Raw genomic sequence first — 1559 nt, 5'->3', positions numbered from 1 at the left:
GCCCTGGCCGGCCCCGGGAGGAGAGCACGCTCATGACGAAGTTCAGGGACCCGGCCCTGCCGGTGGCGGAACGGTTGGCCGACCTGGTCGCCCGGCTCACCCAGGCCGAGAAGATCGCCCTGCTCCACCAGCACCAGCCGGCGATCCCCCGGCTCGACATCGCCGCCTTCCGCACCGGCACCGAGGCGCTGCACGGCGTCGCCTGGCTCGGCCCGGCGACCGTCTTCCCGCAGGCCGTCGGCCTCGGCGCGACCTGGGACCCGGACCTGCTGCGCCGGATCGGGGCGGCGGTCGGCGACGAGGTCCGTGGCATGCACCGCAAGGACCCGGCCGTGGGGCTCAACGTCTGGGCGCCGGTGGTCAACCCGCTGCGGGACCCGCGCTGGGGCCGCAACGAGGAGGGCTACGCCGAGGACCCCTGGCTCACCGGCGTGCTGGGCACCGCGTACGCGTCGGGCCTGCGCGGCGACCACCCGACCTACCTGCGGACCGTACCCACGCTGAAGCACTTCCTCGGCTACAACAACGAGACCGACCGGCACCTGACCTCCAGCGACCTGCCGCCCCGGGTCCTGCACGAGTACGAGCTGCCCGCGTTCCGGGCGCCCATCTCGTCGGGCGCCGTGCGCGCCGTGATGGCGTCGTACAACCTGGTCAACGGGCGGCCGGCGCACGTGAGCCCGCTCCTGGAGACGCTGCGCGGCTGGGCGGCCGACGACGTGCTCGTCGTCGGCGACGCGGGCGCGGCCAGCAACCTCGCCGGCGAGCAGCGCACCCACCCGGACCACGTCCACGGTTTCGCCGCCGCGCTGCGCGCCGGTGTCGACTGCTTCACCGAGGACGGCACCGACTCCGGTCCGACGATCCGCCATCTCACCGCGGCGCTGGAACGCGGGCTGCTGGAGCCGGCCGACATCGACCGGGCGGTCAGCCGCGTTCTCGGTGTGCGGTTCGCGCTCGGCGAGTTCGACGCGGCGCCGGACAACCCCTACGCCGCCGTCACGACCGACGTCGTCAACTGCCCCGCGCACCAGGAGCTGGCCCGGGAGGCCGCGCGCCGGGCGATCGTGCTGCTGCAGAACGACGGGCTGCTGCCGCTGCGCGCCGGCGAGACCGTCGCGGTGGTCGGTCCGCTCGGTGACGTCGTGCTGCTCGACTGGTACAGCGGCTCCCTGCCGTACGCGGTCACCGCCGTCGCCGGTCTGGCGGAGCGGCTCGGTGCGGGCGCCGTGCGCCACGTCGAAGGCGCCGACCGGGTGACGCTGTCCACGCCGGCGGGCGTGGTGTGCACCGACGAGTCGGGGCCGCTGCGCCTCGCGGCCGGCGACGCGGCGTCCTTCGACGTCCTCGACTGGGGCGGTGGCGCGCTCACGCTGCGGACCGCCGGGCGTTACGTGCGGGCCGACGAGGACGGCCTGCTCGTCGACGACCGTCCCGGGCCGGGCGAATGGGTCGTGCGTGAGACGTTCGAGGCGACCGCCCGGGCCCGTGGCACCATCCTGCGTGCTTCGCGACGTCGCGGGCGAGGACGGCGGCGCCGATGTCGTCGACGTCGTCCG

Annotated in this window: 1 protein-coding gene; it reads left to right on the top strand. The window is 75.2% G+C overall.

Going from position 1 to position 1559, the window contains the following annotated elements; all coding sequences use genetic code 11:
• Positions 1 to 32: 32 nt before the first annotated feature.
• The coding region (locus AB0H87_RS41680) for a glycoside hydrolase family 3 N-terminal domain-containing protein (protein WP_360159366.1) at positions 33 to 1559 on the top strand (1527 nt) is incomplete at its 3' end.

Source organism: Asanoa sp. NPDC050611 (assembly GCF_040654855.1).
In the GTDB taxonomy this organism is placed as follows: Bacteria; Actinomycetota; Actinomycetes; order Mycobacteriales; family Micromonosporaceae; genus Asanoa.
The sequence above is the reverse complement of the archived record's forward strand: the minus strand, read 5'-3'. Positions and strand labels throughout refer to the sequence as shown.